At 70.1% G+C, this 26,624-nt stretch carries 27 protein-coding genes and 2 tRNA genes; 23 read left to right on the top strand and 6 right to left on the bottom strand.

Annotated features, from left to right (window positions below; translation table 11 throughout):
- Nucleotides 1-305 precede the first annotated feature (305 nt).
- From FHS23_RS01110 to FHS23_RS01085, 6 genes are read left to right on the top strand one after another with little or no spacing between them, the layout of a single operon-like run.
- Nucleotides 306-1,085, top strand: coding sequence for an aminotransferase class IV family protein (locus FHS23_RS01110; RefSeq protein WP_183646318.1), 780 nt, complete (start codon nt 306-308; stop codon nt 1,083-1,085).
- A 20-nt stretch (nt 1,086-1,105) separates the two neighbouring features.
- Nucleotides 1,106-1,918 (top strand): formylglycine-generating enzyme family protein, encoded by an 813-nt coding sequence (locus FHS23_RS01105; protein WP_183646315.1) that lies wholly within the window; start codon nt 1,106-1,108, stop codon nt 1,916-1,918.
- A complete protein-coding gene (locus FHS23_RS01100; protein WP_183646312.1) occupies nt 1,915-2,094 on the top strand; it encodes a GNAT family N-acetyltransferase in 180 nt (59 codons plus the stop codon). Before FHS23_RS01105 ends, FHS23_RS01100 begins: the two co-directional genes overlap by 4 nt.
- Nucleotides 2,091-2,282, top strand: coding sequence for an N-acetyltransferase (locus tag FHS23_RS01095; RefSeq protein WP_343053557.1), 192 nt, complete (start codon nt 2,091-2,093; stop codon nt 2,280-2,282). Before FHS23_RS01100 ends, FHS23_RS01095 begins: the two co-directional genes overlap by 4 nt.
- Nucleotides 2,283-2,311: 29 nt before the next feature.
- On the top strand, nt 2,312-2,878 hold the full coding sequence (locus FHS23_RS01090; protein WP_183646306.1) for a DUF2231 domain-containing protein: 567 nt from the start codon (nt 2,312-2,314) through the stop codon (nt 2,876-2,878).
- A 9-nt stretch (nt 2,879-2,887) separates the two neighbouring features.
- Nucleotides 2,888-3,367 carry a hypothetical protein gene (locus tag FHS23_RS01085; RefSeq protein ID WP_183646304.1) on the top strand — a complete coding sequence of 160 codons (480 nt, stop codon included), beginning with the start codon at nt 2,888-2,890 and terminating at the stop codon, nt 3,365-3,367.
- Nucleotides 3,368-3,380: 13 nt separating this feature from the next.
- On the opposite strand, the gene FHS23_RS01080 is transcribed toward FHS23_RS01085, so the two are convergent.
- Nucleotides 3,381-4,013 (bottom strand): HNH endonuclease family protein, encoded by a 633-nt coding sequence (locus tag FHS23_RS01080; RefSeq protein WP_183646301.1) that lies wholly within the window; start codon nt 4,011-4,013, stop codon nt 3,381-3,383.
- 508 nt (nt 4,014-4,521) lie between these two features.
- Here FHS23_RS01080 and FHS23_RS01075 point away from each other — a divergent pair.
- The 3 genes from FHS23_RS01075 to FHS23_RS01065 all read left to right on the top strand — a co-directional run bounded on the left by FHS23_RS01075 (nt 4,522) and on the right by FHS23_RS01065 (nt 6,761).
- Nucleotides 4,522-5,610, top strand: coding sequence for an S-(hydroxymethyl)mycothiol dehydrogenase (locus FHS23_RS01075; RefSeq protein WP_183646298.1), 1,089 nt, complete (start codon nt 4,522-4,524; stop codon nt 5,608-5,610).
- On the top strand, nt 5,610-6,236 hold the full coding sequence (locus FHS23_RS01070; protein ID WP_183646295.1) for an MBL fold metallo-hydrolase: 627 nt from the start codon (nt 5,610-5,612) through the stop codon (nt 6,234-6,236). The genes FHS23_RS01075 and FHS23_RS01070 overlap by 1 nt, the downstream gene beginning before the upstream one ends.
- Before the next feature lie 153 nt (nt 6,237-6,389).
- Complete coding sequence (locus FHS23_RS01065) at nt 6,390-6,761, top strand: iron chaperone (protein WP_183646292.1); 372 nt, start codon at nt 6,390-6,392, stop codon at nt 6,759-6,761.
- 51 nt (nt 6,762-6,812) lie between these two features.
- Here FHS23_RS01065 and FHS23_RS01060 read toward each other — a convergent pair whose 3' ends face one another.
- Nucleotides 6,813-7,439 carry a TetR/AcrR family transcriptional regulator gene (locus FHS23_RS01060; RefSeq protein ID WP_343053556.1) on the bottom strand — a complete coding sequence of 209 codons (627 nt, stop codon included), beginning with the start codon at nt 7,437-7,439 and terminating at the stop codon, nt 6,813-6,815.
- A gap of 825 nt (nt 7,440-8,264) precedes the next feature.
- On the opposite strand from FHS23_RS01060, the gene FHS23_RS01055 reads away from it, so the two are divergent.
- From FHS23_RS01055 to FHS23_RS01025, 7 genes are all read left to right on the top strand, one after another.
- Complete coding sequence (locus FHS23_RS01055) at nt 8,265-8,549, top strand: hypothetical protein (protein ID WP_183646287.1); 285 nt, start codon at nt 8,265-8,267, stop codon at nt 8,547-8,549.
- Nucleotides 8,546-9,664, top strand: a complete 1,119-nt coding sequence (locus FHS23_RS01050; protein ID WP_183646283.1) for a carboxypeptidase regulatory-like domain-containing protein — start codon at nt 8,546-8,548, stop codon at nt 9,662-9,664. The genes FHS23_RS01055 and FHS23_RS01050 overlap by 4 nt, the downstream gene beginning before the upstream one ends.
- Before the next feature lie 191 nt (nt 9,665-9,855).
- Nucleotides 9,856-10,230 carry a hypothetical protein gene (locus tag FHS23_RS01045; RefSeq protein WP_183646280.1) on the top strand — a complete coding sequence of 125 codons (375 nt, stop codon included), beginning with the start codon at nt 9,856-9,858 and terminating at the stop codon, nt 10,228-10,230.
- Entirely contained in the window at nt 10,227-11,729 is a 1,503-nt protein-coding gene (locus FHS23_RS01040; RefSeq protein WP_183646277.1) for a sodium:solute symporter family transporter, read from the top strand. The genes FHS23_RS01045 and FHS23_RS01040 overlap by 4 nt, the downstream gene beginning before the upstream one ends.
- 113 nt (nt 11,730-11,842) lie before the next feature.
- Complete coding sequence (locus FHS23_RS01035; RefSeq protein WP_183646273.1) at nt 11,843-12,598, top strand: SDR family oxidoreductase; 756 nt, start codon at nt 11,843-11,845, stop codon at nt 12,596-12,598.
- 17 nt (nt 12,599-12,615) lie between these two features.
- Nucleotides 12,616-13,473, top strand: a complete 858-nt coding sequence (locus tag FHS23_RS01030; RefSeq protein WP_183646270.1) for a LysR substrate-binding domain-containing protein — start codon at nt 12,616-12,618, stop codon at nt 13,471-13,473.
- Between the two features lie 188 nt (nt 13,474-13,661).
- Nucleotides 13,662-14,864, top strand: a complete 1,203-nt coding sequence (locus FHS23_RS01025) for an MFS transporter (RefSeq protein WP_221218923.1) — start codon at nt 13,662-13,664, stop codon at nt 14,862-14,864.
- Between the two features lie 25 nt (nt 14,865-14,889).
- On the opposite strand, the gene FHS23_RS01020 is transcribed toward FHS23_RS01025, so the two are convergent.
- Entirely contained in the window at nt 14,890-15,567 is a 678-nt protein-coding gene (locus FHS23_RS01020) for a GntR family transcriptional regulator (RefSeq protein WP_183646267.1), read from the bottom strand.
- Nucleotides 15,568-15,701: 134 nt separating this feature from the next.
- Here FHS23_RS01020 and FHS23_RS01015 point away from each other — a divergent pair, with 134 nt between their 5' ends.
- The 3 genes from FHS23_RS01015 (at nt 15,702) to FHS23_RS01005 (ending at nt 18,854) form a co-directional block, all read left to right on the top strand.
- Nucleotides 15,702-16,595 (top strand): isocitrate lyase/phosphoenolpyruvate mutase family protein, encoded by an 894-nt coding sequence (locus tag FHS23_RS01015; RefSeq protein ID WP_183646264.1) that lies wholly within the window; start codon nt 15,702-15,704, stop codon nt 16,593-16,595.
- A 196-nt stretch (nt 16,596-16,791) separates the two neighbouring features.
- Nucleotides 16,792-18,009 (top strand): formaldehyde dehydrogenase, glutathione-independent, encoded by a 1,218-nt coding sequence (fdhA, locus tag FHS23_RS01010; RefSeq protein WP_183646262.1) that lies wholly within the window; start codon nt 16,792-16,794, stop codon nt 18,007-18,009.
- 140 nt (nt 18,010-18,149) lie between these two features.
- Nucleotides 18,150-18,854, top strand: a complete 705-nt coding sequence (locus FHS23_RS01005) for a tyrosine-protein phosphatase (protein ID WP_183646260.1) — start codon at nt 18,150-18,152, stop codon at nt 18,852-18,854.
- A 148-nt stretch (nt 18,855-19,002) separates the two neighbouring features.
- On the opposite strand, the gene FHS23_RS01000 is transcribed toward FHS23_RS01005, so the two are convergent.
- From FHS23_RS01000 to FHS23_RS00990, 3 genes are all read right to left on the bottom strand, one after another.
- Entirely contained in the window at nt 19,003-19,488 is a 486-nt protein-coding gene (locus FHS23_RS01000; RefSeq protein ID WP_343053554.1) for a DUF309 domain-containing protein, read from the bottom strand.
- 115 nt (nt 19,489-19,603) lie between these two features.
- Nucleotides 19,604-21,355, bottom strand: a complete 1,752-nt coding sequence (gene ctaD, locus FHS23_RS00995; RefSeq protein ID WP_484573307.1) for an aa3-type cytochrome oxidase subunit I — start codon at nt 21,353-21,355, stop codon at nt 19,604-19,606.
- 398 nt (nt 21,356-21,753) lie between these two features.
- Nucleotides 21,754-22,773 (bottom strand): GNAT family N-acetyltransferase, encoded by a 1,020-nt coding sequence (locus FHS23_RS00990; protein ID WP_246381253.1) that lies wholly within the window; start codon nt 22,771-22,773, stop codon nt 21,754-21,756.
- 404 nt (nt 22,774-23,177) lie between these two features.
- Between FHS23_RS00990 and FHS23_RS00985 the strand changes: the two genes are divergently transcribed.
- The 4 genes from FHS23_RS00985 (at nt 23,178) to rpmG (ending at nt 26,619) form a co-directional block, all read left to right on the top strand.
- A complete protein-coding gene (locus tag FHS23_RS00985) occupies nt 23,178-25,865 on the top strand; it encodes a putative bifunctional diguanylate cyclase/phosphodiesterase (protein ID WP_183650541.1) in 2,688 nt (895 codons plus the stop codon).
- Between the two features lie 175 nt (nt 25,866-26,040).
- A tRNA-Thr gene (locus FHS23_RS00980) sits at nt 26,041-26,112 on the top strand.
- Nucleotides 26,113-26,323: 211 nt separating this feature from the next.
- Nucleotides 26,324-26,397: transfer RNA gene (locus FHS23_RS00975), tRNA-Met, on the top strand.
- A gap of 54 nt (nt 26,398-26,451) precedes the next feature.
- Nucleotides 26,452-26,619 carry a 50S ribosomal protein L33 gene (rpmG, locus tag FHS23_RS00970; protein ID WP_075848953.1) on the top strand — a complete coding sequence of 56 codons (168 nt, stop codon included), beginning with the start codon at nt 26,452-26,454 and terminating at the stop codon, nt 26,617-26,619.
- The last annotated feature ends 5 nt before the right edge of the window (nt 26,620-26,624 follow it).

Here is a 26,624-nt window from a genome sequence, read left to right as displayed (position 1 = left end):
CCGGACGTCGCTGCGACGACGGCGGTAACCCCTGACGCGACGGTCGATAAAGGTCACGGTGCAGGCGCGGCTGAGCGAGCTGCGCGCTTGTCGGTCGGTGAAGGGCCTGTGCACGGAAGCGCGCCAACCGGACCTCCCTTTTAGTCGGCGAGTATCGGGTATCCGTTCCATGTCGTGACATCAACGCCGTAGGAATCAATGAATGAGCGGTATTCGTCCGCCTTCGCTTTTTCCGATCATCGTCGATGTCTTCTGGGGATCCCAGGGCCCCCATCGGCCGGTGGTCGCGGTGGGAGTCTGTGGGCATGGAACTGAACGGCGTCGCCGCGACGATTGAGCAGGTCAAGGCCCTCGCGCTCATCAACTACGGACACTTCACGTCGATGCTCGTCAGCGACGGCGGCGTGCGCGGCCTCTCACTGCACTTGCAGCGTCTGAAGCGGGACTGCCGAAAGCTCTTCGGCGCCGAACTCGACACCGAGCGAGTGCGCGAGTACGTCCGCCACGCGCTGCAGGGCCTCGACCGGCCGGTGACCGTTCGCGTCACGGTCTACGACCCGGAGATGGGCCTGGGCACGGTCGGCGAGGATGCCCAGCCGCAGGTGCTCGTGACCACGCGTGAGGCGTCGTTGGCCGAGCCGGCGCCGTGGCGCCTGCAGGCCGCGTCCTACCGGCGCGAACTGCCCGCGGTGAAGCACATCGGCCTGTTCGGCGCGATGCACCAGCGGCGCCAGGCGCAGCGCGAGGGCTACGACGACGTTCTCTTCCTGAACCCCGACGGCACGATCTCGGAGATCGCGACCTCGAACGTCGGGTTCATCCGCGACGGCCAAGTCATCTGGCCGCGGTCCGAGTGGCTGCCGGGAACGACGATGACCCTGATCAACCAGGCACTCGAGGGGCCCGTCTCGACCGAGTCGCTGACGTTGTCGGACCTGCCGTCGATGGAAGCGGCCTTCGCGACGAACGCGGCCACCGGCATCCGGCCCGTGGCCGCCATCGACGCGACGGAGTGGCCGACCGGGCACACGATGCTGCAGCAGCTCCGCGACGTCTACGAGGGGATTCCTGCCGAAACTGTGTGATCGCCCGGTTACGGACCGATATGGTTCTCCCCGGCGTCAGCGAGCGCGTGATCTCGAAGTGGGAGGCAGGCGGCGAGAACGCTACGCCGCGGCCGGTGAACCAGGCGGCTCTTGATACCTGTCTGACCAGGGCAGACCCCGACGCGCAGGCACGGTTCTCGTTCCTGACGCAGGACTCGCTCGTGCCTGCCGAGGCTGCCGCCGAGCAGCCACCCATGATCGGCGAGTCGAAGGTCCGCCACCCGAACGACGCCAGCACGATGGTCAAGGTCGAGGGCAGCGTCTTCATGTCCGGGCCGAGCAACGAGCCCGTGTGGATTCCGGCTTACTACATCGACGTCTATCCGGTGACGAACGCCCAGTACGCCCGCTTCCTCGAAGCGACCGGCCGCGAGGCGCCGCAGCGCTGGGAAGACGGCAAGTTCCCGCCCGGCCTCGATGACCACCCGGTGGTGTTCGTGACCTGGCGAGACGCGGCGGCCTACGCCGAGTGGGCGGGCAAGTCCCTGCCGACGAGTCAGCAGTGGGAGAAGGCAGCGCGCGGCACGCGGGGGACCGTCTACCCCTGGGGTGACCAGACCACGCCGGCCAAGTGCAACGTCCGGGAGAACGGCGTCGGCGAGACCACGGCCGTGGACTGCTACCAGACCGGAATCAGCCCGTACGGCGTCTACGACCTGTGCGGCAACACGTGGGAGTGGTGCGCGACCGAGTCCAAGCCCGGTCGCCACGAGCTCAAGGGTGGTTCCTGGACGACACCGTTCGAGCGCTGCACGCCGTCCACGTTCAACGACGCCGCCGAGACAAGGACCACGAGTTCCTCGCCGACGTGACCAGTACCGACCGTGCGTGGACCGAGGGGTTCGTCGCGTGTGAGGACGGACGTGTCATCGGCTTCGCCGCGACCGGTTTCTCGCGCTGGAATCGCCGCCAGGCGCTGTGGCACCTGTACGTCGATCGTGTGCTCACCGAGGCCGCGGGGCCGCCCGCGCCTTGCTCCACCACGTGACGAACCGCGTCCTGCGGAACGGCGCCCGGCACGTCTGCCTGGAGACGCAGAACACGAACACTCCCGCGGTGCACGCATATCGAGCGATGGGGTTCGACATCGTCGGGCTCGATCGGACGCTCTACGACGGCGACGCGGCAGGGGAAACGGCGTTGTACCTGGCGAAGCCGTTGGTAGCGCACGACTGAGCACGTCGACCGGCGGGTACCCGGCCGTCATGTTCGTACGTCGGATCCTGGAATCGAGCGAGTCGCTGCGTGCCGTGGACGGACCGGCGGCCACCGTCCAACGCTCGGTGCGGCGCGTGCTCGGCCGCGGTGGTCTCGACCGGTTCCTTCGCGGGGCCTGGCTCGGCCACCCGGTGCACCCGTTGCTGGTGGCCGTGCCGATCGGGGCGTGGACCTGTTCCTCCGTGCTCGACATCGGTTTCGACCAACCAGTCGCCGCCCGTCGGCTCATGGCCATCGGACTCGCCGCCACCCCGCCCACGGTCGTGACCGGACTGGCCGACTTCTCCCGGCTGGAGCCCACCCAGCGGCGGGTGGCCCTCCTCCACGCCGGAGCCAACGCCGTCGCCGCGGGCCTCTACCTGCGTGCCGTGACGTGCCGGAACCGGTCGGCGAGCCGCGCCAGGGCGTGCGCGGGACTGGCGGTGCTCGCCGCGGGCGGCGCGCTCGGCGGTCACCTGTCGTACGCGCTGGGAGCCGGCGTCGGCCGCTGGCAGCAGACGGCGACGCAACCCGCACCGGAGCCGGCAGGAGTGCGACTCGGGCAGGGCGGGTAGCGCTCAGTGGTGAACCGTCTGCTGGCGATCTATCTGAACGACCAACTCGCGCTGGGCACGCTGTGGCGCGAGCTGGCACGCCGCTCGGCGCACAGCAACCACGGCACCGAGTACGGCGAGGCCCTCACGCGGGTGGCGCAGGGCATCGCCGAGGACGTCGACACCTTCCGCGCGATCATGGAGCAGCTCGGCGTACGCACCAACCCGGTGAAGACCGGCCTCGCCGTGGCCGCCGAGCGCGTCGGACGGCTCAAACCGAACGGCAGACTGCGGTCGTACTCGCCCCTCAGCCGGTTCGCCGAGCTGGAGATCCTCGTGATGGGCATCCGGGGCAAGAAACAGCTGTGGACGACGCTGCGTGACCTGGCCGACCTCGGCTCCCGGCCGCCCGACATCGACTTCGACGAGCTCATCGCCCGCGCGGAGCGGCAACGCGCCGAACTCGAACCGTGGCGCGGGCAGGCGGGCCGCGACGCGTTCACCACGTAGCGGCTCGCCCGCGTCAGCGGCAGTGGCGCAGGACCCCGCGGATGGCTTCGGCCTCGGCGCGGTCGACGGTCAGCTCGTAGCGCTGCTTGATCGACACCCAGCGGGTGACGTAGCCGCACCGGTCGCGCTCGGGCAGCCAGCTCGCCGGGTCCTGATCACCCTTCGAACGGTTCGAGCCCGCGGTGACGGCCACGAGCACGTCGGGATCGTTGGCGTAGGCCTCGCGCTCGGCCTCGCTCCACTCCCGGCTGCCCGAGCGGGCCACCTCGGCCAGCGGCACGAAGTGATCCACGTCCAGATCGGACGGGTCGGTGACCGTCTCGCCGTCGTAGACGCTCCGCCATGTTCCCGACAGGTCGCAGTCGTTGCCGACCTCGACGTTCTCGCCCTGGTCCTTGAGCGTGCGGTCGCGGGTGTCGCACCCGTCGCCGAGATACGTCCAGTGCGGCCAGTCGTCCCGGTCGTACGGAGCGCCGGTGTCCTCCGGCGCCACGGTCAACTCCGACAGCTCGGCCGGTGCCGCCGACACAGAAGCCGACGACGTCGACGAACCCGCGGCGTCGAGGTCGACCAACCCGCAGCCGGTGGCGCCCAGCGCGGCGAGCAACGTCAGCGCGGCGGCGGCTGTGCGGGTGCGCGTATCCATCTCGTGGTGCCCTTCATGTGGTCACGGGGTATCGGCCGACGACAGCGGTGGTCGCGCACGCGAATCACGACCCCGCTCACGAACACGTCCGCTCGGGACCACCGAGATGATCTTCCGTCGCGACGGCACGCCGGAGGCCCAGGCGTGACGAACATCAACCTGACATCCGACGCGCTTCCACCGGCTCGCAACCCGCGCCGCGACCCCCGCTTCGTGGACTCCGCGCAGCGGCCCGACCCGCGGTCCCGGAGCCGCCTGTTCACCAACCCGCGCCGCTCGTCCACCGAGTCGCGCCGCCCATCCCAGGCCGCCTACTTTCCCGTTACGACAGGGTTTCCGTGCTGCGCGGTTGTCCGCGAGGCGCCGCCGGAAGCCGCGCGTGGGGGCGCGTCCGACGAATGCACGAATTCCTACGTTTCGTTGCTCCGCAACCGGCCCGAGATCTGCCAATCTGGGCGCCCGCCGTCGACAATCGGCTGCACCCGACGCATACGAAAGGACTACCCTCATGTCACAGAACGTCAGAGGGGTCGTCGCCCGAGAGCAGGGCAAGCCCGTGACCGTCGAGACCGTCGTGGTCCCCGATCCGGGCCCCGGTGAGGCCGTGGTGAAGATCCAGGCCTGCGGCGTCTGCCACACCGACCTGCACTACCGCGAAGGCGGCATCAACGACGAGTTCCCGTTCCTGCTCGGCCACGAGGCCGCGGGCGTCGTCGAATCCGTCGGTGACGGCGTCGTCGACTTGGAGCCGGGTGACTACGTCGTGCTCAACTGGCGCGCCGTCTGCGGTGTCTGCCGCGCCTGCAAGAAGGGCAAGCCGCACCTGTGTTTCGACACCCACAACGCGGCACAGGCGATGACGCTCACCGACGGCACCGAACTGTCGCCCGCCCTCGGCATCGGCGCGTTCATCGAGAAGACCCTCGTCCACTCCGGTCAGTGCACCAAGGTCGACCCGAACGTGCCCGCGCAGGTGGCAGGCCTCCTCGGCTGCGGTGTCATGGCGGGCCTCGGCGCCGCCGTCAACACCGGCCAGGTCGGACGCGGTGACTCCGTGGCCGTCATCGGCTGCGGCGGCGTCGGTGACGCCTCGATCGCCGGAGCCGCCCTCGCAGGCGCCACCACGATCGTCGCCGTCGACACCGACCCCAGGAAGCTCGACTGGGCCAAGCAGTTCGGCGCCACTCACACGTGCAACGCGCGCGAACAGGACCCCGTGGAGTTCATCCGCTCGGTCACCGGCGGCAACGGTGCCGACGTGGTCGTCGAAGCCGTCGGCCGCCCCGAGACCTACAAGCAGGCTTTCTACGCCCGTGACCTCGCGGGCACCGTCGTCCTCGTCGGTGTCCCCACGCCCGATCTGAACGCACCGGAGATCCCACTGATCGACTACTTCGCCCGCGGCGGGGCACTCAAGTCGTCCTGGTACGGCGACTGCCTGCCCTCCCGCGACTTCCCGATGTACGTAGACCTCTACATGCAGGGCCGGTTCCCGCTCGACAAGTTCGTCACCGAGACCATCGCCCTCGACGAGGTGGAGTCCGCGTTCGACAAGATGCACTCCGGCGACGTGCTGCGTTCGGTGGTGGTCCTCTGATGGCACCGATCGACCACGTCGTCACGTCCGGCACCTTCAACCTCGACGGCGGCAGCTTCGACGTCGACAACAACGTGTGGATCGTCGGCGACGAGCGCGAAGTCTTCGTCATCGACGCCGCCCACGACGCGAGCGCCATCGCCGCGGCGGTCGGCGACCGCCGTGTCAAGGCCATCGTGTGCACCCATGCCCACGACGACCACGTCAACCAGGCACCCGCGCTCGCCGACCGGTTCGACGCGCCCATCATGCTCAACCCGGCCGAACGCGTGCTCTGGGACATGACATGGCCCGACCGCACGCCCGACCTGGAGCTCGAGGACGGTCAGCAGCTGTCCGCGGGCGGAGTCGACCTGCGCGTGCTGCAGACCCCCGGGCACTCGCCGGGGTCGTCCTGCCTGTACGCGCCCGAACTCGGCGTCGTGTTCACCGGCGACACCATGTTCAACGGTGGGCCCGGCGCGACCGGACGGTCCTATTCGAGCTTCGACACGATCATCGAGTCGATCCGCACGACGCTGCTGACCCTGCCGGGGGAGACGCAGGTCCGCACCGGCCACGGCGACTCCACCAAGATCGGCGACGAGGCGCCGCACCTCGAGGAGTGGATCGCGCGCGGCCACTGAGCGGCCGTCGGCCACTCGACCGGAGGCGCACCCTGCGACGTGGGGCGCGCCTCCGGTCGTCTGCGGCCGTCTCCGCGGTGGGCTGGAGCCGCACCCGGCCGGGCTGATTCACAGCTAGTTCCCGTCGTGGGCCGGGCGTCGTACGCTCGGCTGATGGCACGCCCGCAGGACGTCGACGAATACCTCGACCGGTTCGCATCCCCTGTGCGTGAGCGGCTCGGGGCGGTGCGCGATCTCGCCCGGGATGCCGCTCCCGACGCGGTCGAGGCGATCAAGTGGGGCAACCCCGCGTGGGTCCACGCCTCCGGCACGATCCTGTTCGTGCTCGCGGGCCATTGGAAGCACATCAGCGTCGTCTTCACGCCCAGCACCCGCGAAGCGTTCGACACCGAACTCGGCGACTACAACCCCGGCAAGGGCTCGGTGAAGATCGCCCACCCGCAGGCGATCCCCGAGGATCTGCTCCGCCGCATGATGACCCACCGCATCCGCGAACACGAGCGCGACGGCGTGAAGTGGATGTGACGGCACCCCGGTGGGTAGTGGCACGGCCCGGGGCGGCTCCGGCGGGGCCGGTCAGCTGACGGGTGCCTGCCAGAGCCCGACGATCGCGTCGATGAGGCCGTTCGCAGCGTCCCGCCAGGTCTCCCGCGTCGTCGGCACGTCCTGCGCCAGTGCGCGCTCGCGGTCCGCGGCCATGTGCATCATCAGGTGCCCGGTGATGGTGGCACGTTCGGCCCGCACCTCGGGCGGCAACTCGGCCACACACCGATGGAGCCCCTCGAGCACCGTCGCCATGGCCGGATCGGCACGGAACCGTTCCTCGAGGATCGGGTGCAGCGTCGGATCGGTCACCAGCTGCGCGTTGAACCGCGCGAACCAGGTCGGCCTGCCCAGCGCCGCCAGGTGGTCGGTCACCGGCAGCACGAAGCACGCCACCCAGTCCCGCAGCCCCGGATCGTCGCCGACCCGGGCGACGTGGTCGGCACGTCTGCGCGCGAGCGCGTCCTGGTGCCGTTCGACCAGCGCGGTGATCAGGTCGTTCTTCGTGCCGAAGTGGTAATGGACGGCCGCGTTGTTGCCCTGCCCTGCTGTTTCACTGATCTGCCGGTTCGACACGTTGTAGACCCCGTGTTCGGCGAACAGTCGCTCCGCCGTGCCGAGGATGATCTCGCGTGTCGACCCGGTGGCTGGTGGCTGCACCGATCGCCCGGTCGCTCCATCCGACGTCGTCACTATCGTCACCGTGGCCCCTTCGTCACCGTGGCCCCTTCGTCCCCACTGCCGTCCGGCGCCCGCTCGCCGGACGCGTACCGACTCGAACGCCACCCTGAACCACATTACTCCTGGTCAACGAGTTGTGTTACGAATCGTGACCCGGCAGTCCGGCATATCGCCCTGTGTGGGTAGCTCAGTTGTGTCCGAATCCGTTCTTTTGACTGTGCGTAGCGCGACGTCGGCGCGTGTAACTCCTTCGGGTCGGAACGGTGTCGTCCCGGTGCAGCGCGCCCGTCCGTCCAGGTCGGTGCGATATCGGCAGGTGAGCGCGCACTTCCGCCAGGCTGCGACGGGTGGCTCCGGAGTGTGTGCACCCGGTGTCAAGCAGTTGCTTTAGGTGCTGCAGAGGTGGTAAACACCGGTACTCGCGTCACTCATCCGGACGAATTACTGCATGTTGCAGGCCGGGTGGGCGGGTGTCCGGGCCTGTCCGCGTTCGCGCCCCGGCACGTCCGGTCCGGCGTGTTGCCCCGTAACCCGGGACGACCTGTGGAGGAACCTGTGAGGTTGTGGAAGCGGCGCTCCGCCGCGGCCGAGGCGCGTCAGCCCGAGGCCCCGCCCGACGCTGCCCCCGCCGAAGCGGGTGGCTCCGCCCCCTCTTCGTTCCCTCCCGCGGCGGCGCACGGTGGCCACGCTGGAGGCGATGCCGCGCCCGGGCCGCCGTCCGGAGTGCCGTCGCGCGCAGTGCCGTCGCCCGGAGCTCCCTCGCCCGATTACGGCCAGGTGCCTACCCGCACAGTGCGCGGACGCGTGCTCCGCGCCGATTCCGGGGGAGCACCGCCCGCCGGTCAGACGCCGCCCGCTGGTCAGACACTGCCCGCGGTCACCACCGTCACCGCCCACCGTCGCAACGGCGCCGTCGTGGCCAGCGCCGTGAGCGAGGACGGTGGCTATGTGCTCGACGGGCTGCCCACGGAACCTCTCACCCTCGTCGCGGTAGAACACCCCGCGGTGCACGAGGAGGTCGTCGTCCGCGCGGGCGACCAGCGGCACGACATCGCGTTGCCCGCGTTCCCGAGGAAGGATCTCCGGTGACCACGCCTGGCGAATCCCCGCAGTGGCCGCAGGAAGAGCCCGCGCCGAACGGCTTCGGCGCCGGTGCCGTCGGCGCCAACGGTGCCGGGGTCAACGGTTCGAGCGCCAACGGCTCGAGCGTCAACGGTGCCGGGCTCAACGGTTCCGGGCTCAACGGCTCGAGCGTTGCGCATGCCCGCGGCGAACGGGACGCAGGCGGTGACCCGGCGGCAGACGGCACGGTCCGCGACTTCGCCAGCATCAGCGGGCTGCGCGGGATGCGTGCTCGGGCGCTGGGCGGGCAGCAACCGACGACGGTGCTGTCCGGCGTCGTGCAGGGCGGCAACCGCCCGCTGGCGGACGTCACCGTGACGGTGACCGACCGCACCGGGTCGCAGTGCGCGCGGGCGGCCACGGACGCGAGCGGCGTGTTCCGCGTCTCCGGCCTCGAACCCGGCAGCTACGTGCTGGTGTTCGCCCGCGCCGGTTATCGTCCACAAGCGACGGTGGTGCCCCCGGGGCCGATGCCGTCGCGCCTCGACATCACGCTCGAACCGACAGCCGGGGTCGGCGGCACGATACGGGAACGCATTGCGGGCAGGCCGATCCCCGGCGCCACCGTCACGGCCATCGGCGCGGCGGGTGAGGTCATCACCAGCACGGTGTCCGGAGAGGACGGTGCGTATCACCTCGGGGGCGTCGACGCTCCGCAGATCACGCTCGTGGTCGCGGCGCCGTTGGCCGACCCGGTCGCGACCGTCGTGACGCTCGACGAGGGTCCGGTCACCGATGTCGACCTGGAACTCGAACTGCGCGGGGCGCTCACAGGCGTCGTCACGTCCGGTGGCTGGCCGCTGTCCGGCGTGCGGTTGTTGCTGCGAGGTGCCGACGGCGCGGTGGTCAGTTCGACCGTCACCGACGACGGCGGCCGCTACCGGTTCGGCGCGGTCGCGCCCGGCAATTACACCGTGACGACCGCGCCCGCGGCGCCGTGCGTGCAGACCGTCGGCCCGAACGCGACGCTCGCCGACCTGCGCGTGGGCGCGGAACTCGCCGACGCCGGCTCGGACCGCGGCACGGGGCCCGTCACCGAGGTGTTCTCCGCAGTTCCGCCGCAGGCGCCTCGCGGAGGCTGACGCCGGCCGCGGAACCGTCGAGCCGACGCCGGTCGTTGTATACAGAGCCGTGTCCGGGATCCCTTCGATTTTGCCCCCTGCTGTTGTGCGGGCGTCGACGTGCGGCTACTTTGCATACAACCTGAGCCGTGGGGTGATCACTCCGCGGCCGGGTGGAAGGTGCGATCACCGGCTCACCGAGGAGCTGCCGCATGGGTCAACGCCGATCCTCGTCACGCCCGATCTCCGAACCCATCCGCAGTCCGTGGCTCTGGGTGGCGTTCGTGGCGCTCATCCTGGTCATGGCGCCGTGGTATCTCCCGCCGGGTGACGCCGCACCGCTGGTGTTCGGCGTCCCGTACTGGTTCCCCGTGTCCGTCGCCGCGACCCTCGCGTTCTCCGGTGTCGCCTCGTGGGCATGCCTGCGGCGCTGGAACCTCGACGAACCCGAGGAGGAGCGCAGGGCCGCCGAGGCCGCAGCCCGGCCCGACGGCGGCGGGCCCGACGGGGGCAGCCAACCCGACGGCGGCAGCGAATCCGACGGCGGCAGCTCTGCCGGTCCGCGCACCGAGGAGGGCCGCTCGTGAACGACCTGATCTTCGGCGGCACCAGCGGCGTGCTCGTGCTCGGCTTCTACGCGCTGATGATGCTGGTCATCGGCTACGTCGCCGGACGGCGGAACCCCGGTACCCGGCACACCGCGAAGGGCTACTACATCGCGGGCGGTGGCCTCGGCTTCGTCGCCCTGTTCTTCACGCTCTATGCCACGCAGTACAGCGGCAACTCGGTCGTCGGCTACGCGCCCACCGCGTATCGCACCGGCTTCCCGTGGTGGCAGTCCGTCGGATTCATGACCGCCGTCATCGTGGGATACCTGCTGTTCGCGCCCCGGCTGTACACGATCGCCAAGCGCGAAGGCTTCATCACGCCGACGGACTGGGTACGTCACCGGTTCGCCTCGACGCCCGTGTCGGTGCTGGTCGTGATCCTCATGCTCTGGGGCCTGGCGAACTACCTGCTCGAACAGCTCGTCGCGATGGGGCACGCGATCTCGGGGCTGACGGGCAACACGGTGCCGTACCAGCTCGGCGTGATCGCGTTCGTCCTGGTCATGCTCGTCTACTCGTGGCTCGGCGGTATGCGTGCCGTCGCGCTGACCGACGTCATGCAGGGCATCGCGCTGCTGATCGGCGTGAGCGTGCTGCTGGGCGGGTCGCTGTACCTCGTCGGCGGCGACCTCGGCGACGTGGTCGGGGACATGCTGCGCGAGGAGCCGGAGAAGGTCGCCGTGCCGCCGGCCGAGGTGTCGGTGAACTGGGTCGCGATGATGCTGCTCATCGGGTTCGGCGCATCGGTGTACCCGCACGCGATCCAGCGCGTCTACGCCGCCCGCAGTGAGCGGACGCTCAAACGCTCGTTGGCGATCATGGCGTGGATGCCGCTGGTGACCACGGGCGTCGTGTTCTGTGTCGGCATCGTCGGCACGGAGCTGTATCCGGGACTGTCCGAATCGGAATCGGAGCAGCTCGTCGGGCTCGTCGCCAACAGTGTCGCCGCCATCGGCCCGTTCTTCTACGCCGTCATGGTGCTGATGTTCGGAGGCATCGTCGCCGCCATCGTGTCCACGGCGGACTCGGCGCTGCTGGCGTTCTCGTCGATCTTCTCGCGCGACCTGTACGGGAGGTATCTCGGACGGTCGGCATCGGAGAAGCGGCAACTGCTGATCGGCAAGGTGTCCAGCGTCGTGATCGTCGCCGTGCTGTTGCTGATCGCGTGGAACCCGCCCGGCACGCTGTATGCGATCTTCGTGCTGAAGTTCGAACTGCTGGTGCAGATCGCGCCCGCGTTCGTCCTCGGGCTGTACTGGCGCCGGCTCGCCGCGGGCCCGGTGTTCTGGGGCATGCTCGCCGGTGCGGTGTTCGCGGGCGTGTGCACGGTGCTGGACCTCGAGCAGCCGGTGGGCATTCCGTTCGGCCTGCTGGGCCTCGCGTTGAACGCCGTGATCTGCGTCGTCGGTTCGCTGCTCACCCGGCCCCACGCCGAACCGGAACGGGAGGAGGCGACGGCGCAGCCGCAGCCGGGCTGACAGGTATCCGCGGTGGTTGTGACCCCACTCGAATCGTGTGTTTCCCCTGGTGAGCGCGGCGCCCCTAGCGTCGGTGGCGACATCGGACACATCGACGCGAGGGAGTCACGACCATGGCCGAAACGGATCTGCGCGACAAGGTGGTCGTCATCGGCGGCGGCGGCAAGAACCTGGGCGGGCTGCTCGCCACGCGCCTCGGCGAGCTGGGGGCGAAGGTCGTCGTCCACTACCACGGCGATGCCTCCGCCCCCGACGCCGAGAAGACCGTCGACGCGGTGACGTCGGCGGGCGGCGAAGCCGTGACCGCGCAGGGTGATCTCACGCGCGTGGCGGACGTGCGAGCGCTGTTCGACGCTGCTGTGGACAGCTACGGGCGGGTCGACGTGGCCGTCAACACCACGGGCATGGTGCTGCGCAAGCCGATCCTGGAGACCACGGAGGACGAGTACGACCGCATGTTCGCCGTCAACGCCAAGGCGGGGTACTTCTTCATCCAGGAGGCGGGCCGCAGGCTCGCCGACAACGGCAAGATCATCAGCCTCGGGACCTCGCTGCTCGCCGCCTTCACCGACGGATACTCGACCTACGCGGGCGGCAAGGCTCCGCTGGAGCACTTCACCCGTGCCGCGGCGAAGGAGTTCGCCGACCGCGGCATCTCCGTCAACGTCGTCGCTCCGGGACCGATGGACACGCCGTTCTTCTACCCGCAGGAGACGCCCGAGCGGGTCGAGTTCCACAAATCGCAGGCGATGGGCGACCAGCTCACCCGCATCGAGGACATCGTCCCGATCATCCTGTTCCTGGCCACGGACGGCTGGTGGTTCACTGGGCAGACGATGTTCCCGAACGGTGGCTACACCACCCGCTGATCGCGAAGGGCCGACGCGTGGGGCTGGATCTCTACAAACTCGACCATCTGGTCGCCGTGGCCGAGGAGGGCAGCTTCACGCGCGCGGCCGCCCGGCTGCACCTGTCGCAGCAGGCACTGTCCACATCGATCCGTGCCCTGGAACGGCAGGTCGGCGTCGACCTGCTGGCACGCGGGCCCTCCGGGGTGACGATGCTGCCGGCGGGGGAGGTCCTCGTGGCCGATGCGCGCGTGCTCCACGGCGTCGCGCACTCGGCCGTGCAGCGCGCACGGCGCATCGGCCGAGGGGAACGCGAGACGCTGCGCATCGGGCACACACCCGCGGTGACGGGCGACGAGGTGACAGCGCTGCTGCCCACCACCGGCCACGACACGAGGGTCAACCAGCGGTATCCGGACGAGCTGACCCGTGAGCTGCTCTCCGGGGAGCTGGACCTCGGGCTGTGCCGTGCGATGCCGCCCGCGCGTGGCCTGGCCCGCACGGTCGTCGTGCGACAGCGCCTCCACGTGGCCGTGGCCGAGGGCCACCCGTTGGCCTCCCGTACCCGGGTGCAGCTCTCCGACCTCGCCGACCAGGAGATCGTCGTCTGGGGCGAACCGGGCCGCTCCGGATACACCGACCTGCTCGTCGGCCTGTGCCGCGGCGCGGGCTTCGAGCCTCGCACCCGGCGGAACCCCATTCAGGGCACGCCGCCCGTCACCGCCGTGGCGGGTACCGGCGGAGTCGCGTTCGTCACCGCCGCACCCGGCCCCGCGGCCGGTGGCGGCGTGCGGGTGGTGGAGCTGGTGCCCGAGGCCCGCGTTCCGCTGCACGCGCTGTGGCCGCAGCACACGGCGTCGGACGCCAGGGACGCCTTCCTCGCATCGTTCGGCTGAGCGTCGGGTCTGCGGGCCCGGCGCCGCTGCCGCGGACCGCATCGCCGCATACTGGGGCCGCCGTGTGGTCGACACGATCATGAGCAGGGGGCCTCGATGACACCGGACACTCTTCGGCAGGGCGACGCCTATCGGACCGTGATGCGCGGGACCGCGGCGGTGCGGGTCGCTGGTCCCGAGTCGGCCGGGTGAGCGGCGCGGAGTCGAGCAGGCCCGGCCGTACGACGCGGTGGTACCCGCACCTGTGGGCGGGCACGCTGCTGACCCAGGCCGCTTACAACGCGGCCCGCATGCTCGTCTCGTACCGGGTCCTCGAGCTGGGCGGGCACGGGGTGGCCCTCGGCGTGATCACGGCGTTGTTCTCGCTCCTGCCACTGATCGTGGCGGTACCGGTCGGGCGCGCGGTCGACAACGGTCATCCGGCGGGCATGCTGCGGGCGGGAGTGTTCCTGACCGTCGGCGCGCTCCTGGTGATCGCCGTCAGCGGTGACCTCGTCGTACTCGCGATCGGCAACGTGCTCCTCGGTTTCGCGCAGATTCTCGTGACCGTCGCCGGGCAGGGGTTCATCCCGCTGCTGTCGGCGTCCGACCAGCTCGACCGCCGGTTCGCGGGCTGGGCGCTCGCCACGTCCATCGGGCAGACGGCCGGCCTGCCCGTCGCCGGACTCGTCACCTCGGCCGGCAGCGGGCCGGGCGGTGTCGCGACCACCCCGGGACTGCTGGCGCTCGCGGGACTCGCCGTACTGGCCGTGCCGTCGACCCTGCTGATGCCGGTCGTCGGTTCCGCGGCGGCGCGCGCCGGGCAGCACGGCGAAGCTCAGTCGGTGCCGACCATGCTGCGCACACCCGGCATGCGTGCCGCCATGTTCAGCAGCCTCGTCGTGTTGACGTCGATGGACGTGCTCGCCGCGTTCCTGCCCGTGCTCGGCCACCAGCACGGCTTCGGCGTACTGACCGTCACCGTGCTGCTGATGATGCGCACCGGCGCCGCCATCGTCTCCCGCTCCTTTCTGCCCGCCCTGCTGCGGAAGGTGCACCGGCGGTGGATGCTGCTCGCCGCGACGCTGTGCTCGGCCGTGCCGATGGCCCTCATCCCCGTCGTTCCGCACCCGGTCGTCATCGGCGGGTTCCTCGTGATCGTCGGTTTCCTCTGGGGTGTGGGCCAACCGTTGACGATGAGCTGGGTCGTGAGCCTGGTGACCGAACGCAGCCGCGCGTCCGCCCTGTCGCTGCGCCTGACCGGTAACCGCCTCGGCCAGGTGCTCGTCCCGCTCGGTGCGGGCGCCATCGCCGGTGTCGCCGGTGTGGGCGGGGTGTTCCTCGTGACCGCCGTGCTCCTCGGCACGTCCGGTGGGCTCACGTGGCGCGCGGTGCGCAAGAAGCTGGTCTGAGCTGTGAAACCCCGCAATGCGGTGGTCACGGCCCTCCCGGGGCGGGTCCGGTGGCCCCCGCGGCGGCGACCATGACCGCTCGAGCGTTTCGCATGTGCGCGGTCATGACTGCCTCCGCCCACACCGCATCACGTGCGCGGATCGCGGCGACGATCTCCACGTGGTGGGCGAGGCTGCGGCGCAGCGATGCGACGTCGTAGGCGTGGAAGTTGCGGAGCACGATCGGCGCGTGCACGGCCCCGGACAGGGCGCTGGCCAGCGCCGAATTGTCCGCCAACGTCGACAGCCGGTCGTGGAACCGCCGGTTGAGCTCCGCCAGCGCGTCGAGATCCTGCCGGGGGCCGGGGGAGCCGACCTCGACCATGCGGTCGGCCAGGTCCGCCAGCTCCGCCGCGTCGTCCGCCGTCGCGTTGGCGGCCGCGAGTGCCGCCGCCCGCGGCTCCAACGTGGTCCGCAGGTCGAAGATGTCCTCGAGCTCCTGCACCGTCCAGGTCACCACGCGGGCGCCGCGGTTCGGGGCGATGTCGACGAGCCCTTCGCTGGCGAGCTGCGTCAGTGCACTGCGCACCGGGGTGCGGCTTACGCCGAGACGCGTTGCGAGGTCGACCTCGGCCAGGCGTTCACCGGGTTGCAGCTCGCCTCGGAGGATCAGCTCGCGCAGCGCGTCGACCGTGCGGGTGGTCGACGTCGACGGTTCGGTCATGCGGTCCCCTCGGGTGGTGATCACTGGTTCGTGGCCGTTGGCGGTCGATTGTGTGCAATCCTCGGTCGGAGGCGTTCCGGTAGTGGCGGGCGTGGACGACGTCCGGCCGGTGGGCCGTCATAGGGAGGCTAGCCGTGGGAGAACTGCTCGGCACCGTGGACACACCACCTCGCAAGCGGTTGCGCGACCTGTTGTCGACGGGCGGACCGGCCGTGGCGCCGGGTGCCTACGACGCGCTGTCCGCCCGGCTCGTCGAACAGGCCGGATTCGACATTGTGTACATGACGGGGTTCGGCACGACCGCGTCACTGATCGGCAGGCCCGACGTCGGCCTGCTCTCCGGCGCCGAGATGGTCGACAATGCCACGCGCATCGTGTCCGCCGTCGACGTCCCGGTGATCGCCGACGCCGACACCGGCTACGGCAACGCCATCAACGTCGTGCGCACCGTGCGCGCCTACGAACAGGCCGGCGTCGCGGGGGTCCACCTCGAAGACCAGGTCATGCCGAAGAAGTGCGGGCACATGTCCGGCAAGGCGGTCATCCCCACCGACGAGATGGCGGGCAAGATCCGCGCGGCCGCCGAGGCGCGGCGCGACCCCGACTTCGTGCTCATCGCCCGCACCGACGCCGCCGCCGTGCATGGACTGGACGACGCCATCGCCCGCGCCCGTGCCTACGCCGACGCGGGTGCCGACGTACTGTTCGTCGAGGCACCCACCAGCGAGGAGGGCATCGAGACCGTGGCGCGCGAGCTCCGCGGCGTCGCACCGCTGGTGTTCAACTGGGCCGAAGGCGGGCGCACACCGCCGTTGTCGCTCGAACGCATCGGCGAACTCGGCTTCTCGCTGGTGATCTTCCCGATCGGCACGCTGCTCGCGGCCACCGTCGGCATGCGGTCACTCCTCGCCACGGTGAAGGCCGAGGGCACGCCGACGTCCGCACTCGGCGAGCTGCCGTCCTTCGGCGAGTTCACCGACCTCATCGGACTGCCCGAGATCGGCGAACTGGAGCAACGCTTCTCGTGACCGGCGCGCGGCCCACCTGCCGCCCGGCCCCACCCCGCACGGCCGCGCCACCGAGCGACTGTGCCGCCTCGCGTGGGCTGTTCTCGTGCACCGCGGGGGCGGCCGGTCGCCGAGTGGTGATCACCGGAGTGCGCGGCTAGGTTGATTTATGCGCATACGCGCACCTTCCCGGTGAGTAGACAAAGGGGTTTTCGCAATGCCGGACAATCGCGTCGTCGTGTACAAGAGTCCGGGTGAGGTCGCGGTGGAATCCGTCGACTACCCGAAACTGGAACTGCCGGGTCCCGTCGTCGACGGGATCGGAATCAAGAAAAAGGCGCCGCACGCGGCGATTCTGCGGATCGTCACCACCAACATCTGCGGCAGCGACCAGCACATGGTGCGCGGCCGCACCACGGCTCCGGTCGGGCAGACGCTCGGTCACGAGATCACCGGCGAAGTCGTGGAAGCCGGCGACGACGTGCTGTTCGTCCGGGAGGGAGACATCTGCTCCGTCCCGTTCAACATCGCCTGCGGCCGTTGCCGGATGTGCAACGAGGGAAAGACCGGAATCTGCCTCAACGTGAATCCGGCTCGCCCTGGTGCCGCCTACGGGTACGTCGACATGGGCGGGTGGATCGGCGGTCAGGCGGAATACGTCATGGTGCCGTTCGCGGATTTCAACCTGCTCAAATTCCCGGACCGTGATCAGGCGCTCGAAAAGATTCTCGACCTGACCATGTTGTCCGATATTTTCCCGACCGGATATCACGGCGCCTACACCGCGGGCGTCACCACCGGCTCGACCGCCTACATCGCGGGAGCGGGGCCCGTCGGGTTGGCGGCCGCGCACGCCGCACAGTTGCTCGGCGCGTCGGCGGTGATCGTCGGCGACATGATCCCGGAGCGACTCGAACAGGCACGAAGCTTCGGCTGCGAGACGGTCGACCTGCGGTCCGACGCGAAGTTGGCCGACATGATCGAGCAGATCACCGGTGAACCCGAAGTGGACGCCGCCGTCGACGCCGTCGGCTTCGAGGCCCGCGGCCACGGCAAGGACGCGGGCGAACAACCGGCGACCGTGCTCAACGACGTCATGAGCGTCGCGAGGGCGGGTGCGTCACTCGGCATCCCGGGGCTGTACGTGACCGGCGACCCGGGCGCGGCCGACGAGAACGCCAAGGTCGGCCAGCTCGGCGTGCGCATCGGGCTGGGCTGGGCGAAATCGCACTCGATGACCACCGGCCAGTGCCCGGTGAAGAAGTACAACCGCCAACTGATGAACATGATCCTCAGCGGCAGGGCCGACATCGCCAAGGCCGTGAACGCCACGACGATCTCGCTCGACGATGCGCCGCAGGGATACCAGGAATTCGACAGCGGAGTGGCCCGCAAGTTCGTCATCGACCCGCACGGCATGGCCCCCGCGGCCTGAGAGACGGACCGTCACGTCGCGTCCCGCAGGAACCCCCGTGTTGCGGGTTCGGGGGCGCGTGTTGCGGGTTCCGGGGTTCGTGTTGCGACCACGCGTCGGCCGGCGTGCAACGTGTGCGCCGGCCGACGCGTCCATCGCGTATGGGACGAGATCTGGGGTGGGAAGGCAGCTACAACGCACGCGATCTCGGCGGCCTGCCGACAGCCGACGGCCGTGCAGTCCGTTGGGGCGTCGTCGTGCGGTCGGAGGAGCCGCGGCTGTGGACCGAGGCCGGTTGGCGAGCTGTCCGGGAGCACGGCGTGCGGACCATCGTCGACCTGCGCAACGACGACGAACGGACCGGCGCTCATGCGGGTGAGGGGATCGACGTCGTGCATGCGCCGCTCGACCCCGTCGGCGACGATTTCTGGACCTATTACGCCGAAACCGGACTGCACGCCACGCCGCTGTACTACCGCGACCAGCTCGACAAGCGCCCCGACCTGGTCGTCACCGCCGTGCGCGCCGTCGCGAACGCCCGGCCGGGTGGGGTCCTCGTGCACTGCGCGAGCGGACGTGATCGCACCGGCCTGCTGGTGCTGGTCCTGCTGAGCCTCGCCGGCGTGCCCGGTGCCGCGATCGCCGACGACTACGAACTCAGCCGCGCACGCCTCCGTCCGTTGTGGACACGGCTAGGCAGGCCGGACGACGAGCCGAAGATCCTCGACCTGCTCGCCCGGCACGGCACGACGCCGCGGAAGTCGTTCCTCGACGTGCACGCCGCCCTCGACGTCGAAGTCCTGCTGCGCGCCGGCGGCGTCGACGACGCGGACATCACCGCGCTGCGTCAGCGCCTCGTGGCCTGACAGATGCACGCCGGGTCGGCCGCACTGCCTGCGACCCGGAACCCGCAACACGCGACCCGGGGATCCGCAACACGGTCCCGGGGATCCGCAACACGGGACCCGGAATCCGCAACACGGGCCCGGGAACCCGCAACACGGCGGCCGGCGGTCAGGGGCGCAGGCGTGGGGCGACCGTCGAGGCGTCGGGCGGTTCGGTGCGGGCGGGCATGCCGGAGGCGAGCGTCGCGGCCCAGTCGCACAATCCGGCCACGTCGATGCCGTGGGGAGCCTCTCCGGAGAACGGTTCGATGGACTCGGCGCCGCGGGTGAGCAGCGACGCGGCGCCGGTGAAGTTGCCGCGCGCCGCATGCGTCAGTCCGACGGCCAGCTGTGCCAACCCGCGCCACAGCCCGCGCTCGGCGTCCGGCCCCGACTTCCACGCGTCCTCGAACACCTCGTGGGCGTGGAACGGCTTGCCGTCGTCGAGCAGCTGCTGCGCCTCGGCAACCGTTGCGTCCGGCGTGCGTTCCACACCCTCGGGGGCGCGTTCCACGCCCGGCGAGCCGTACGGCAACGGCCTGCCGAGGCCGTCGCGCGGACGCGCGTTGCGTGCCTTGCCGTCCGAGTCCCTGTCGCGTTGCAGCCGTTCACTCACGCCCCCGAGTCTGACACGCACCTCCGACGGCCGACCGTGGCCGAGGGGACGCCGTCCGCGGCCGGCCGTGCGCCACCGGCACCGGGTGACCGTGTGACCGCCCGCGCCGCCTCCCTCACTCGGGTGGTTTATCCCGTCCCTGCGAATCGGGCGTCAGTCCGTCGGTCGCCTGTTTCGACGCCGGCTGCGGCGGGCCGCCGTGCGGTTTGGCCTTGCCGGTGAACGTGATGTGGCCCTCGGCGTGCATCCGCTCGGTCATGTGCGGATAGTGCAGCTCGAACGCGGGCCGCTCGGACCGGATGCGCGGCAGCTCGAGGAAGTTGTGCCGCGGCGGCGGGGACGTGGTGGCCCACTCGAGGGAGTTGCCGTGGCCCCACGGGTCGTCGGCCTTGATGGGATCACCGAACCGCCAGCTGCGCATCAGGTTCCACACGAACGGCAACATCGACGCTCCGAGGACGAACGCGCCGATGGTCGAGACGGTGTTGAGCGCGGTGAACCCGTCGCTGGGCAGGTAGTCGACATAGCGACGCGGCATGCCCTCCGAGCCGAGCCAGTGCTGCACGAGGAACGTCGTGTGGAAGCCGACGAACGTCAGCCAGAAGTGCAGCTTGGCCAGCTTCTCGTCCATCATCCGGCCGGTGAACTTCGGGAACCAGAAGTAGATCCCCGCGAACGTGGCGAACACGATCGTCCCGAACAGCACGTAGTGGAAGTGGGCGACGACGAAGTAGCTGTCGTGCACGTGGAAGTTGGCCGGAGGTGCGGCGAGCAGCACGCCGGTGAGCCCGCCGAGCAGGAACGTCACCATGAAGCCCAACGACCACAGCATCGGCGATTCGAACGTGATGCGGCCCTTCCACATCGTGCCGATCCAGTTGAAGAACTTGATGCCCGTCGGCACGGCGATCGCGAACGTGAGGAAGGAGAAGAACGGCAACAGCACCGCACCGGTGGCGAACATGTGGTGCGCCCACACGGCGAACGACAACGCCGTGATGCCGATCGTCGCCAGCACCATCAGCCGGTAGCCGAACAGCGGTTTCCTGCTGAACACGGGGATGATCTCGGTGACGATGCCGAAGAACGGCAGGGCCACGATGTACACCTCGGGATGGCCGAAGAACCAGAAGAGGTGCTGGTACAGGATCGCGCCGCCGTTCTCGGGGTCGAACACGTGCGCTCCGAACACCCGGTCGGCGAACAAGCCGAGCAGCGCCGCGGTCAGGATCGGGAACGCCGCGAGCACCAGGACGCTCGTGAACAGGATGTTCCAGGTGAACAGGGACATCCGCCACATCGTCATGCCGGGCGCGCGCAGGCACACGATCGTCGTGATCATGTTGACCGCGCCGAGGATCGTGCCCAGACCGGACACGACCAGTCCCATGATCCACAGGTCGCCGCCGACGCCCACGGAGAACTGGGCGCGCGACAACGGGGCGTAGGCAGTCCAGCCGAAGTCCGCGGCGCCCGCGGGGTTGACGAGCGAGCTCAACACCATCAGCCCGCCGAACAGGAACAGCCAGTACGAGAACGCGTTCAACCGGGGGAACGCCACGTCGGGGGAGCCGATCTGCAGCGGAAGCACGAGGTTGGCGAACGCGAACACCACCGGAGTCGCGTACAGCAGGAGCATGATCGTGCCGTGCATCGTGAACAGCTGGTTGTACTGTTCCGGCGACAGGAACTGCTGACCCGGCCGCGCCAGTTCGCCGCGCATGAGCAGCGCCATCAGGCCGCCGATCATGAAGAACGCCAACGACGTGGCCATGTACATCATGCCGACGACCTTGTGGTCCGTCGTCCGCGCGAGGCTGAGCATGCGCAGCCCGCGCCTACGCGGCGGCGGCTCGTTGCCGGAGATCCGAGTCGGCGTCACATCGGTCGGGGGCGTAACCGAGTGCGTGGTCACGGTGGCACCTCCACCAGCATGTTCACCTGCGGCGGGGACGGTCCCCCGTTGACCGTAGGGGCGCGCGGCCGTGATCGCAGCACTTCGTCACTTCGTCACTTCGTCACCGCCACGGCTCCACGGCTGTGGTGGACCACGTGCAGCGCCCCGGAGACCGCAACACCGCCCCCGGAGACCACGACACGGGCACCGGAGAGCGCAACACGGGCCCCGGAGAGCGCAACACGGTTGCTCGAGTGCAGGACACGCGGTGCCGGGTGCAAGGCATCTGCAAGACATCGGAGCGTCGGTGAGCTCCGACCGAGTGGACGCGCGGCCGGTCGGCCTACGGCCGGTCGGCCCACGGCCGGTCAGCCCACGGCGGGGCGCCGGTACCAGGACGTCCAGAGCGGACGGTAGCCGTGGGCGTACCAGAACGGCGTCGACCGCGGGCTCTCCAGCGCGTGGTGGAGCAGCACGGCCTCGATGTCCTCGGAGTCGAACAGCTGGTGCGCGTGGGCGACGAGGGCGGACCCGACACCGCTGCTGCGCGCTTCCTCGGCGACGTGCAACGACGCCAGGTAACCGACCCGCTCCGCGTTGACGTAGCCGCCGACCCAGTTCGCCCGCGGCGGCAGTTCGACCTCGAGGAATCCGAGCGGCCTGCCGTACAGCTCGGCCACCCACAGTTGCGGTACCGGCGTGTCGGCCGCGAGCTGGGCGCGGGCGTCCTCGGTGAGCCGCTCGAGTGCATCCGCGCGCGGGGTGACGACGCCGAACTGCGCGTCGTAGGCGTGCAGTTCGGCACGCATCCTCGTCAGGGTCGGAAGGTCGTTCTCGACGGCCTCGCGGATGCGCACGCCCGGGACGGCGGGCGGGCCCGAGCCGAGCCGATTGGCCGGCCGCACCGCGAGCACCCGGGTGGCGGTGAAGCCGCGGCGCAGCAACGCCGTCGCCCCCGACGTGTCCCTGCTCGGACGCGTGACCACGGCGGCGCAGTCCCACCCGTAGCCCTCGTCGTAGGAGACGGCCTCCGCGAGCTGGTCCTCCCAGCGGCACAGCAGACCGTCAACGGCTGCGGCCGGGTCGCTTCCCGCCACCCGCAGGTCCAGGCGGTACTCGACCAGCGGGCGCCACAGCGAGCCCATCGAGCCGGGGGCGACCGCGGACCGGCCCGCGAACGCCACGCCGTCGCGGGTGCGCAGCACGGCCGACGCGGACGCGGACGGGTTCGTGAACGTGGGGAGCATCGCGTCCTCGGCCGCCATCCGTTCGGCGTACGCATCGAGGACGGCGGTGTCGCGGTCGGCGCTCCCGCGGTCGGATCTGGCCCCACTGTCGTGCTTCGGGTCGCGACCGGTTCGGGAGTCGCGGGTCCCCTGCGCCTGCATGTCCCACCTCGCTGTCGGCATCGATGTGATCGACCGTCGGCTATGGCGTATCTCACCGAGTGCTCATCATGACATCCAATGAGTGACTGCCGACTGCTACTGGCCGCGATCGACTGCGATGCGGTATCACTCGCATGCGGTTAACGAAGCCTTACGTTCATGTCGGGCTCACGGCGAGTTGACCTGACGGTGGTCAAATCAGATGCTTTGTCCGTCGTGCGGGGTACGGTTTATGCCTCGTTCGCGGGCAGTTACCGGTCCGCGCCGGGGCCTACGGCCGACGAGTGACCCGCGCGATGGTTACGGAAGGGGAAGGTGGCATGAGCCAGGCACGCCGCGCGCCCGCGGGGTCGAGCGCGCAGGCAGGCGAGTCCGCCGGACCCGCCGCAGGCGAACCGGGCTCCATGGACCGATCCGGCGTTGTCGAAGGGCCGGGCTCGGCGGAGCCGCCCGATCACGGTGAGAACCCCCGTTCCGAAACTTCGGCGACCGCTACTGCGACGCGCGGCGACGAGTTCCGGTTCCGTCTCTACACCGCGTTCGTGCTCGCCGTCGGCGTGCTCGGTGCCGTCTCCGTCGCCCAGTGGCGGCCGTTCGAGGGCTCGGTGCACCTGTGGTGGATCGGCCCGCTGCTGGCCGTGTCGTTCCTGGCGGCCGAACAGCTCGGCGTCAACGTCGACGTGCGCAGCGGCATCTCCTGGACGATCTCCTTCACCGAGATACCGCTGGTCATAGGCTTCTTCGTCGCGCCGTTCGAGGTGGTGCTGGCCGCGCACGTCGTCGCGGGTGTGACGACCCTGCTCGCGCGCCGCGTCACCGGGCGCGTGCTGTACAACGCGGGCGCGTTCCTCATCGAGGTCACCAGTGCCTTCGCCGTCGCGGGAGTCGTCGCGGCGGCGCTCGGCCAACCCGGCGGCATGCCCTGGCCCGCCGCGCTCGCGGGCACCCTCGCCGCGCCGCTGGCGAGCACGATCCTGGCGATGGCCGCGGTGCGCGTGCTGCGGCGGCGCATGCAGATCGGCACCGTCGTCCGGCTCGCCGCGCGCATCCTCGTCGTCGGCTTCGTCAACGCCTCCGCAGGCCTGACCGGCTACCTCGTCATCGAGGGCACGCCCGGCGCGTGGCCGATCGTCGTCGCCGTCAGCATCGGCCTCGTCGCGCTGTACTGGGCCTACTCCGACCTGCTCCGCGAACAGCGCGACATGGAGGCGCTGTTCGACGTCAGCCTGATGGTCGCCCGTTCCGACCACCAGGTCGCCGCCCAGCCCGCCGGCAAGGCCGGCGAGCTGGAAACAGGCCTGGACCTCGACGAGTGGCACAGCATCGCCGAGCGCATCAAGGACCAGCTCGCCGCGGGGCGCGTCGTGCTGCGGCTGCGCCTCGAACCCGACGAGCCCATGCACGTCCTCGTCGTCGGCGGCGAGTTGCCCGACGAACAGCTCCGCCCCGACGACCCGCTGTTGCGGCTGCCCGGCGCCAACGTGCGGCACTTCCGCCTCACCGACGGCAACGTCGCCGTCAGGGCCGCTCTCGGTGCGCGTGGTGCCCAGGAAGCCCTCGTCGTGCCGCTGCGCAGCGGCAACCAGCTCCTCGGTCTCGTCGAGGCGCACGACCGGCTGTCGCGCTGGCGGGGCTTCGGCAAGTACGACGTGCAGCTCCTCGGCACGATGGCCAGCCATCTCGCCACCGCGCTCGACAACCGGCGACTGCTGGCCACGCTGCGCCACGACGCGTACCACGATCCGCTCACCGGACTGCTCAACCGGCCGGGATTCCGCCAGATCGCCGCCGAACCGCTCGCGGAACGCACCGGCGACTCCTGTGCGCTCTCGCAGGCCAACCCGCATGTCGGGGCCGTCGTCCTGCGCGTCGACCTCGACCTGTACTCCACGGTCAGCGACGCGCTCGGCTACGCCTGGGCCGACCGCATGGTCGTCGCCGCGGGCAGGCGGATCCGCGACGTGCTCGGCCCCGAGGTGCCGCTCGCCCGCCTCGAAGGCGCGTCCTTCGCGGCGCTGCTGCTCGACCGCACCGCCGACGAGACGCACGCCGTCGCCGAACGTGTGCGCGCCGAGGCGTCCGATCCCTACCCGGTCGAGAAGCTCAGCGTCGAAGCCAACGCCATGGTCGGCTATGCCTGCACCAACGTGCTCGGCGACGACGGCGACCCGCCCGACGTCGACGCGCTCCTGCAGCGTGCCGACGTCGCCGTGCGCGCCACCCGCGGAGGTGAGGAGGTCCGCGGCTACGTCCCCAGCATGGGCCAGATCTTCCTCCGCCGGTTCCAGCTGGTCACTCAGTTCCGGCAGGCTCTGGAGGACGGGCAGGTCAGCGTCCACTACCAGCCGAAGGTGTCGTTGCCGGACAAGAACGTCGTCGGCGTCGAAGCCCTCGTGCGCTGGGTGCATCCCGAGTTCGGCCGGGTCAACCCCGATGAGTTCGTGCCCGCCGTCGAGGCGACCGGGCTGGTCGGGGCTCTCACGTCGTTCGTGCTCGACCAGGCGCTCGACCGGGTGCGGCGCTGGCTCGACGAGGGCCTGGAGATGTCGGTCGCGGTCAACCTCTCCGTGCGCAGCCTCGCCGACGAGGACTTCGCCGAGCAGGTCGCCGACGCCCTGGCCCGCCACGGCGTCCCCGCGCGGCTGCTGACCTTCGAGATCACCGAGTCCGCCGTCATGGCCGACCCGCAGCGGGCCCTGCCGATCCTGGGCGAACTGCACGACCTCGGCATCGAACTCGCCGTCGACGACTTCGGCACCGGGTACTCGTCGCTGGCCTACCTGCGCCGACTGCCCGTCGACCAGGTGAAGATCGACAAGAGCTTCGTGTTCGGCATGAGCACCGATCTCGGCGACCTCGCCGTCGTGCGCTCCATCGTCGAACTCGGCCACTCGCTCGGACTGTCCGTCGTCGCCGAGGGCGTGGAGGACGACTCGTCCCGCGACCAGCTCGAAGCCATGGGATGTGACGTCGCGCAGGGTTACCTCATCTCGCGGCCACTGGCCGAGGACCGGCTCGAGGCGTGGCTGCTGGCCCGCACGGCCCGTTCGGCGGGCAACCGCGACGAGACGGTGCTGACGCTGCTGACCTGAAGGTCGACGGATCCTGCTGGGTGACGCCGAGGGGTAGTGACGTCGAGGGGCAGTGACGTCGACGGGCACTGGGCCGCTGCTGACGTGAGGTTTCGCGGCCGGGCGCGGGGGAGTGCCACCCCCGTGTTCGCGCGCCCGCGGTCCTCGGGTACTCTATTCGAGGCTCGTTGAGCACGCCCCTTTAGCTCAGTGGCAGAGCGTCTCCATGGTAAGGAGAAGGTCAACGGTTCGAACCCGTTAAGGGGCTCGCGATCGGGAGAGGTCTGCCGACGCACTGCGTCGGCCTGGATCGCTCGTCGATCACTCGTGGGGGCGTAGCCCCCACACCCGACCCGGGGGTTCTGCCCCCGGACCCCCGGATCTGAAGCAGGCGGACAGGTTTGTGGTGCGGTTCTCGTGCGGGGCACGCCACAGGAGCGTCCGATTCGGCTGGGTTTGGGCTAGGTTGGGGTTGGCAGGGCGGGGTAGCTCAGGTGGTTAGAGCACACGGCTCATAATCGTGGTGTCGCGGGTTCAAGTCCCGCCCCCGCTACTCGGACTACACGGCCACGGCGGTGGCCCACTCATCGTTGAAAGAGGAAAGACCGTGGCTTCTTCCACCGACGTTCGCCCGAAGATCACCCTCGCGTGCGAGGAGTGCAAGGACCGCAACTACATCACCAAGAAGAACCGGCGCAACAACCCGGACCGTCTTGAGATGAAGAAGTTCTGCCCCAAGTGCGGCACGCACCGTGCCCACAAGGAGACCCGCTGACCCAA

It is taken from the genome of Prauserella isguenensis, from assembly GCF_014191605.1.
GTDB classification, from domain to species: domain Bacteria; phylum Actinomycetota; class Actinomycetes; order Mycobacteriales; family Pseudonocardiaceae; genus Prauserella; species Prauserella isguenensis.
This window is presented reverse-complemented; position numbering and strand designations above follow the sequence as displayed.